This window comes from Salmonella sp. NW1250, assembly GCF_051812965.1.
In the GTDB taxonomy this organism is placed as follows: Bacteria; Pseudomonadota; Gammaproteobacteria; order Enterobacterales; family Enterobacteriaceae; genus Salmonella; species Salmonella enterica.
On record NZ_JAMNDD010000022.1, the window covers coordinates 24071 to 32306 of the forward strand.

General features: G+C 52.5%; 8 protein-coding genes. All 8 read right to left on the bottom strand.

Annotation, left to right across the window (positions count from 1 at the left end; translation table 11 throughout):
- Positions 1 to 3: 3 nt before the first annotated feature.
- On the bottom strand, positions 4 to 4032 hold the full coding sequence (rpoB, locus tag NBA72_RS23585) for a DNA-directed RNA polymerase subunit beta (protein ID WP_000263105.1): 4029 nt from the start codon (positions 4030 to 4032) through the stop codon (positions 4 to 6).
- A 317-nt stretch (positions 4033 to 4349) separates the two neighbouring features.
- Positions 4350 to 4715 carry a 50S ribosomal protein L7/L12 gene (gene rplL / locus NBA72_RS23590; RefSeq protein WP_000028882.1) on the bottom strand — a complete coding sequence of 122 codons (366 nt, stop codon included), beginning with the start codon at positions 4713 to 4715 and terminating at the stop codon, positions 4350 to 4352.
- Positions 4716 to 4781: 66 nt separating this feature from the next.
- The gene (rplJ, locus tag NBA72_RS23595; protein WP_001207203.1) at positions 4782 to 5279 is read right to left on the bottom strand and encodes a 50S ribosomal protein L10; all 498 of its coding nucleotides are present in this window, start codon (positions 5277 to 5279) and stop codon (positions 4782 to 4784) included.
- A 419-nt stretch (positions 5280 to 5698) separates the two neighbouring features.
- The gene (gene rplA / locus NBA72_RS23600; protein WP_001096676.1) at positions 5699 to 6403 is read right to left on the bottom strand and encodes a 50S ribosomal protein L1; all 705 of its coding nucleotides are present in this window, start codon (positions 6401 to 6403) and stop codon (positions 5699 to 5701) included.
- A gap of 3 nt (positions 6404 to 6406) precedes the next feature.
- Complete coding sequence (gene rplK, locus NBA72_RS23605) at positions 6407 to 6835, bottom strand: 50S ribosomal protein L11 (protein WP_001085926.1); 429 nt, start codon at positions 6833 to 6835, stop codon at positions 6407 to 6409.
- A gap of 157 nt (positions 6836 to 6992) precedes the next feature.
- Positions 6993 to 7538 carry a transcription termination/antitermination protein NusG gene (nusG, locus tag NBA72_RS23610; RefSeq protein WP_001287521.1) on the bottom strand — a complete coding sequence of 182 codons (546 nt, stop codon included), beginning with the start codon at positions 7536 to 7538 and terminating at the stop codon, positions 6993 to 6995.
- A 1-nt stretch (position 7539) separates the two neighbouring features.
- On the bottom strand, positions 7540 to 7923 hold the full coding sequence (secE, locus tag NBA72_RS23615; RefSeq protein WP_001275691.1) for a preprotein translocase subunit SecE: 384 nt from the start codon (positions 7921 to 7923) through the stop codon (positions 7540 to 7542).
- Positions 7924 to 8152: 229 nt separating this feature from the next.
- Positions 8153 to 8236 (bottom strand): hypothetical protein (locus NBA72_RS23620; protein ID WP_000740160.1); only part of this gene is annotated, 84 nt, incomplete at its 5' end.

Here is an 8236-nt window from a genome sequence, read left to right on the forward strand (position 1 = left end):
GAATTACTCGTCTTCCAGTTCGATGTTGATGCCCAGCGAGCGGATCTCTTTCAACAGAACGTTGAAGGATTCCGGCATACCCGGTTCCATCTGATGGTTGCCGTCCACGATGTTCTTATACATCTTGGTACGACCGTTCACGTCATCAGACTTAACGGTGAGCATTTCCTGCAGGGTGTAGGCGGCGCCGTAAGCTTCCAGCGCCCACACTTCCATCTCCCCGAAGCGCTGACCACCGAACTGCGCCTTACCACCCAGCGGCTGCTGAGTAACCAGGCTGTAAGAACCGGTAGAACGCGCATGCATCTTGTCATCAACCAGGTGGTTCAGTTTCAGCATGTACATGTAACCGACGGTTACCGGACGTTCGAACTGTTCACCCGTACGGCCATCGAACAGGGTGATCTGACCGGAGGTCGGCAGGTCGCCCAGTTTCAGCAGCTCTTTGATTTCCGCTTCTTTCGCACCGTCAAACACTGGTGTGGCAATCGGCATACCTTTACGCAGGTTTTCTGCCAGACGCAGCACTTCATCATCGCTGAAGGTGCTCAGGTCGACTTTCTGACGAACGTCGGCGCCCAGATCGTAGGCACGCTGGATGAATTCGCGCAGTTTGGCAACTTCCTGCTGCTGTTTCAGCATGGCGTTAATCTTGTCGCCAATACCTTTCGCAGCCATACCCAGGTGGGTTTCAAGGATCTGACCGATGTTCATACGAGACGGTACGCCCAGCGGGTTCAGTACGATGTCGACCGGCGTGCCGTTTTCATCGTAAGGCATGTCTTCGATCGGGTTGATCTTAGAGATAACACCCTTGTTACCGTGACGACCTGCCATCTTATCACCCGGCTGGATACGGCGTTTAACGGCCAGATAGACCTTCACGATCTTCAGCACGCCCGGCGCCAGATCGTCGCCCTGGGTGATTTTACGGCGCTTCGCTTCAAGTTTTTTCTCGAACTCGTGTTTCAGTTCGTCATACTGCTCAGCCAGTTGTTCCAGCTGATTTTGTTTCTCTTCGTCGGTCAGACCGAGTTCCAGCCAGCGGTCGCGCGGCAGTTTGTCGAGCTTCTCAGCTTCAACGCCGCCGGACACCAGCACCGCACGGATACGGCTAAACAGGCCCGCTTCGAGGATCTGCAGTTCTTCAGACAGGTCTTTTTTCGCCTGCTTGAGCTGCATCTCTTCGATTTCCAGAGCACGTTTGTCTTTTTCTACGCCATCGCGAGTAAAGACCTGAACGTCGATAACCGTACCGGAGACACCGTTAGGTACGCGCAGAGAAGAGTCTTTAACGTCAGACGCTTTCTCACCGAAGATCGCACGCAGCAGTTTCTCTTCCGGCGTCAGCTGGGTTTCACCTTTCGGCGTCACCTTACCGACCAGAATGTCGCCGCCGGTCACTTCCGCGCCGATGTAAACGATACCGGATTCATCCAGTTTGGAGAGCGCAGCTTCACCCACGTTCGGGATATCAGCGGTGATCTCTTCCGGCCCCAGCTTGGTGTCACGGGACACGCACGCCAGTTCCTGAATGTGGATGGTGGTGAAACGGTCTTCCTGAACCACACGCTCGGAAACGAGGATGGAGTCTTCGAAGTTGTAGCCGTTCCACGGCATGAACGCCACGCGCATGTTCTGACCGAGCGCCAATTCACCGAGGTCGGTGGACGGACCGTCTGCCAGCACGTCGCCGCGTTCAACCGGCTCGCCCAGAGACACACATGGCATCTGGTTGATACAGGTGTTCTGGTTAGAGCGGGTGTATTTGGTCAGGTTATAGATGTCGATACCCGCTTCGCCCGGGTACATCTCGTCTTCGTTAACTTTGATAACGATACGGGATGCATCCACGTACTGAACAGTACCGCCACGTTTAGCTACTGCAGTAACACCGGAGTCGACGGCGACAGCACGTTCCATACCGGTACCCACCAGCGGCTTATCAGCACGCAGAGTCGGAACCGCCTGACGTTGCATGTTCGCACCCATCAATGCACGGTTGGCGTCATCGTGTTCCAGGAACGGGATCAGGGACGCACCGACGGAGACCACCTGCTGGGTGGAAACGTCCATGTAGTCAACCTGGTCACGGCTGAACAAGCTGGATTCGCCTTTGCTACGGCACGTTACCAGGTCTTCTACAAAGTGGCCTTCGTCATCCAGGTTGGAGTTCGCCTGAGCGATAACGTAGTTGCCTTCTTCGATAGCAGACAGGTAATGAATTTCGTCAGTGACCACGCCATCAACCACACGACGGTACGGCGTCTCAAGGAAGCCATATTCGTTAGTCTGTGCGTACACGGACAAGGAGTTGATCAGACCGATGTTCGGACCTTCCGGCGTTTCAATAGGACATACGCGACCGTAGTGCGTCGGGTGTACGTCTCGAACTTCGAAGCCTGCGCGTTCGCGGGTCAGACCGCCTGGGCCGAGTGCGGAGATACGACGTTTGTGCGTAATCTCAGACAGCGGGTTGTTCTGGTCCATAAACTGAGACAGCTGGCTGGAACCAAAGAACTCTTTCACTGCGGCGGAAATCGGCTTGGCGTTGATCATATCCTGAGGCATCAGGGTATCCAGATCGCCCAGAGACAGACGCTCTTTCACCGCACGCTCTACACGCACCAGGCCAACGCGGAACTGGTTTTCCGCCATTTCGCCGACGGAACGGATACGACGGTTGCCGAGGTGGTCGATATCATCCACTTCGCCTTTACCGTTACGGATATCGATGAGCTTCTTCATGACATCAATGATGTCGTCTTTGCTCAGGATACCGGAACCTTCGATTTCGTCGCGCAGCAGAGAACGGTTGAACTTCATACGACCCACCGCAGACAGGTCATAGCGGTCTTCGGAGAAGAACAGGTTCTCGAACAGGCTTTCAGCCGCTTCGCGTGTCGGCGGCTCACCAGGGCGCATCATGCGGTAGATTTCTACCAGCGCGCTCAGACGATCGTTGGTTGGGTCGACGCGTACCGTTTCAGAAATGTACGGGCCGTGGTCCAGATCGTTGGTAAACAGCGTTTCGATACGCTTGTGGCCGGACTGGCTAAGCTTAGCCAGCAGATCCAGGCTCAGCTCCATGTTCGCCGCGCAGATCAGCTCGCCAGTGGATTCGTCAACGTAGTCTTTAGAGACGACTTTACCTGCGATGTACTCAACCGGAACTTCGATATGCTTGATATCGTCTTTTTCCAGCTGACGGATATGACGCGCGGTAATGCGACGGCCTTTTTCAACGTACACCTTGCCGTTAGCTTCGATATCGAACGACGCGGTTTCGCCGCGCAGACGTTCTGGAATCAGCTCCATCTGCAGCTTGTTGTCGCGAATTTCGAAGACGACTTTCTCAAAGAACAGGTCAAGGATCTGCTCAGTGGTGTAGTTCAGCGCACGCAGGATGATGGTCGCAGGCAGTTTACGGCGACGGTCGATACGCACGAACAGGTTGTCCTTCGGATCGAATTCGAAGTCCAGCCAGGAACCACGGTAAGGAATGATGCGCGCGTTATACAGCACTTTACCCGAAGAGTGGGTTTTACCTTTGTCGGAGTCAAAGAAGACGCCCGGACTACGGTGCAGCTGAGAAACGATAACACGCTCAGTACCGTTGATAACAAAGGTACCGTTGTCGGTCATGAGCGGAATTTCGCCCATGTAGACTTCTTGTTCTTTAATGTCTTTAACGGTGCCTTCCGGCGCTTCGCGCTCGTAGATCACCAGACGCAGTTTTACGCGCAGCGGTGCGGAATAGGTCACGCCACGGATCTGACATTCCTGAACGTCAAACACCGGTTCGCCAAGGCGGTAGCTGACGTACTGCAGCTCGGAATTACCGCTGTAGCTCTGAATCGGGAACACGGAACGGAAGGCTGCTTCCAGGCCGTACTGCCCTTCAGGATCTTGCTCGATAAACTTCTGAAACGAGTCAAGCTGGATAGAAAGGAGATAAGGTACATCCAGAACTTGTGGACGTTTACCAAAATCCTTACGAATACGTTTTTTCTCGGTATAGGAGTAAACCATAGGGTTCCTCAGCTCGCTGACAAGTCGACCCATCTGTCCTGCGGGGGACAGTTTGTGCAACACTATTTTGTTGACCGGAAAATGGATACTTTCCGCAATGCCTGTTGCTATCACGCTTAAACCATTTCATTGCGATTTACACAGAACGTACGCTCTGTCGCAGTATATTAAGTCGTCGATAGAAACAAGCATTGAAAGGCACAGCAGTAGTCAAACAGTGTGAAACGCTACTGGCGCCTTACAGCGCAAAAAGGCTGGTGACTAAAAAGTCACCAGCCATCAGCCTGATTTCTCAGGCTGCAACCGGAAGGGTTGGCTTATTTAACTTCAACTTCAGCGCCAGCTTCTTCCAGAGATTTTTTCAGTGCTTCAGCGTCATCTTTGCTCACGCCTTCTTTCAGAGCGGCCGGAGCAGATTCTACCAGGTCTTTAGCTTCTTTCAGACCCAGGCCAGTTGCGCCACGTACTGCTTTGATAACAGCAACTTTGTTAGCGCCAGCAGCTTTCAGAATTACGTCGAATTCAGTTTTTTCTTCAGCAGCTTCAGCCGGGCCAGCAGCTACAGCTACAGCAGCAGCAGCGGAAACACCGAATTTTTCTTCCATTGCAGAAATCAGTTCTACAACGTCCATTACGGACATAGCGGATACTGCTTCAATGATTTGATCTTTAGTGATAGACATTTAAATTGTTCCTGAATATCAGAATAAGTTTATACGTAAGCAAATGCTTGATAAAGACAACTGCGATTACGCAGCTTCTTTTGCATCGCGTACAGCAGCCAGTGTGCGAACCAGTTTGCCAGCCGAAGCTTCTTTCATGGTTGCCATCAGGCGTGCAATTGCTTCTTCGTAGGTCGGCAGAGTTGCCAGGCGGTCGATCTGAGACGCCGGGATCAGCTCACCTTCAAAGGCTGCAGCTTTGACCTCAAATTTTGCATTCGCTTTCGCGAACTCTTTGAACAGACGAGCAGCAGCGCCCGGGTGTTCCATAGAGTATGCAATCAGGGTCGGACCAACAAACGTGTCTTTCAGGCACTCGAACTGAGTACCTTCAACGACGCGGCGCAGCAGGGTGTTACGAACAACACGCATGTATACGCCAGCTTCACGACCTGCTTTACGCAGTTCAGTCATTTTATCTACAGTTACGCCACGGGAATCCGCAACTACTGCAGACAGCGCGCCTTTGGCTACTTCGCTGACTTCAGCAACAATCGCTTGTTTGTCTTGAAGATTTAAAGCCATTAGCTTTGCTCCTGGATGTTTGCCGGAACTCATGTTCCGGAACTCACTTCACTCATCTCAACGAGAAGAGCGTCTTAATACGGTGAGCAGAAACAAGCCAGAGTATCAAAAATAATCTTAGCGTTCTGTCACCGTCTACGCAGGGGATTAAGCCTCTTGCGAGACGCCTGCGGTCTTCGACGGAGGCCTGGATAGGCCAGGCTCCAACGAACAAATTCTTTCTATGACTTCGTCCTTTGAACCGCACCTGTGTTAGCTGCGCTCGTTCACACCAGTCACATAGTTAACTATGCTCCTGGCGATTCACTCACTTGCTGCCTTGCTGCAATTCAAATGACTCGCATAGTGCTCTGTTATATTTCAACAGAATCGTGGGGGTAAGATTGTAGACAAAATCACCGCCCACGTAAAGACTAATCTTAGTTCGCAGATGCGCTCAGACCAGCCTGATCAACGGCAACGCCAGCACCCATGGTGGTGGAGATGCTAACTTTCTTGATGTACACGCCTTTCGCCTGGCTCGGTTTTGCTTTTTTCAGCGCAACCAGCAGAGCTTCCAGGTTTTCTTTCAGTTTGTCAGCGTCAAAGTCCACTTTACCGATGGTGGTGTGGATGATGCCGTTTTTGTCGTTACGGTAACGAACCTGACCTGCTTTAGCGTTCTTAACCGCTTCAGCAACGTTCGGAGTTACGGTACCGACTTTCGGATTTGGCATCAGGCCGCGCGGACCCAGAACCTGGCCCAGCTGGCCAACAACGCGCATTGCATCCGGGGATGCGATAACAACGTCGAAGTTCATTTCGCCTTTCTTGATCTGGTCAGCCAGATCTTCCATACCTACCAGCTCAGCGCCAGCAGCTTTAGCTGCTTCAGCGTTCGGGCCCTGGGTAAATACGGCAACGCGAACAGAACGGCCAGTACCGTGCGGCAGTACAGTCGCGCCACGAACGTTCTGGTCAGATTTACGAGCGTCGATGCCGAGGTTAACGGCAACGTCAACGCTTTCGTTGAATTTAGCAGTGGCCAGCTCTTTCAGCAGGGCAATAGCTTCGTTGATGTCGTACTGTTTGGTCGCATCAACTTTTTCACGGATCACGCGCATACGCTTGGTCAGTTTAGCCATTTCTTAGTCCTCCACTACCAGGCCCATGGAACGTGCAGTACCTTCGATGGAGCGAGTCATCGCTTCAATGTCGGCACCAGTCATGTCGGCAGCTTTGGTCTGCGCGATTTCCTGCAGCTGAGCGCGGGAAATTTTACCTACTTTGTCTTTGTTCGGCTTGCCGGAACCAGACTTGATACCAGCCGCTTTTTTCAGCAGAACAGCTGCCGGAGGCGTTTTGGTAACGAAGGTGAAAGAACGGTCAGCGTAAACGGTAATAACAACCGGAATCGGCAGACCTTTTTCGATGGAATCCGTTTTTGCGTTGAACGCTTTGCAGAATTCCATGATGTTCACACCCTGCTGACCCAGTGCTGGACCAACCGGCGGACTCGGGTTCGCCATACCAGCTGCAACCTGCAGCTTGACGTAGGCTTGTACTTTCTTAGCCATTCTAAATTCCTCGAATTGGGTAGTATCGCTTCAAAGAAGCTCCCCGTGATAAATATCGCTTTATGGGCATAAGGCCCATAAAAACAAAAGGCGCGAAATTGTATGTCAATTTCGCGCCCTATGCAACGATTAGATCGCTGCTTTTTTGATCGCAGCCTTACGCTTTCTCAACCTGGCTGAAGTCCAGCTCTACCGGGGTCGCACGACCGAAGATAGAAACAGACACTTTCAGGCGAGACTTCTCATAATCGACTTCTTCGACAACGCCGTTAAAGTCTGCGAACGGACCGTCGTTAACACGAACCATTTCACCCGGTTCAAACAGAGTTTTCGGCCGCGGCTTATCGCCAACCTGCTGCAGGCGGTTCATGATCGCATCGACTTCTTTGTCGCTGATCGGCGCCGGACGGTCAGAGGTACCGCCGATAAAGCCCATCACACGCGGCACGCTACGCACCAGGTGCCAGCTTGCGTCGTTCATGACCATCTGGACCAGAACGTAACCCGGGAAGAATTTGCGTTCGCTTTTGCGACGCTGGCCGCCACGGATCTCAACGACTTCTTCAGTCGGCACCATGACTTCGCCAAACAGCTCTTCCATATTGTGTAATTTGATATGCTCGCGCAGCGATGTGGCTACGCGGCCTTCAAAACCGGAAAACGCCTGAACGACGTACCAGCGCTTTTTAGGTGCTTCAGACATCTCAGAACCTCAGGCCAGTGATAAAGGATACCAGGCGAACCAGAATACCATCCAGTCCCCACAGGATCAGTGACATAACTGCGGTAACCGCAGCGACGATCAGCGTGGTGTGCAGCGTTTCCTGGCGAGTCGGCCAAATGACCTTACGGACTTCGGTTCTCGCTTCACGGGCAAAAGCAACGGTTGCTTTACCTTTTGTCGTCAACAGCGCGACACCACCCGCTGCAGCAATCAGAATTACTACGGCCAGCGCACGCAGCGGCAGCATCATGTCGCGATAGAGGTAGTTGCCGACGATTGCGACGATCAGCAATATGGCAACAACTATCCACTTCATCGCTTCCAGGCCGCGCCCGCTCCCTTGAGCTTCGGTATTCGCACTCATAAACCAACCTGTCAGAAGTATTCTACAAACATTTTCACCCCGCAATCGCGAGGCAATCCAAATCGAAACGCTTATTCGCCTTTCGGATTATACGCCCTCTACAGAGCCTGTCTCAGCAATGATTATGACAAATAAAATCACTGATGAGCCAGGTTCTGGTGTGAAAGCGTGCAAAAAGGGCATCAAATGATGCCCTTTTATTGCGCATTGCGTCAAATGTTATCAGCGATTAGCCGAGAACTTTAGCAACAACGCCCGCGCCAACGGTACGGCCGCCTTCACGGATTGCGAAACGCAGACCGTCGTCCATTGC

What these genes read in the sequence shown, in the direction of transcription:
- rpoB (WP_000263105.1), bottom strand. Translation starts at nt 4,032, where the DNA reads ATGGTTTACTCCTATACCGAGAAAAAACGTATTCGTAAGGATTTTGGT.
- rplL (WP_000028882.1), bottom strand. Translation starts at nt 4,715, where the DNA reads ATGTCTATCACTAAAGATCAAATCATTGAAGCAGTATCCGCTATGTCC.
- rplJ (WP_001207203.1), bottom strand. Translation starts at nt 5,279, where the DNA reads ATGGCTTTAAATCTTCAAGACAAACAAGCGATTGTTGCTGAAGTCAGC.
- rplA (WP_001096676.1), bottom strand. Translation starts at nt 6,403, where the DNA reads ATGGCTAAACTGACCAAGCGTATGCGCGTGATCCGTGAAAAAGTTGAT.
- rplK (WP_001085926.1), bottom strand. Translation starts at nt 6,835, where the DNA reads ATGGCTAAGAAAGTACAAGCCTACGTCAAGCTGCAGGTTGCAGCTGGT.
- nusG (WP_001287521.1), bottom strand. Translation starts at nt 7,538, where the DNA reads ATGTCTGAAGCACCTAAAAAGCGCTGGTACGTCGTTCAGGCGTTTTCC.
- secE (WP_001275691.1), bottom strand. Translation starts at nt 7,923, where the DNA reads ATGAGTGCGAATACCGAAGCTCAAGGGAGCGGGCGCGGCCTGGAAGCG.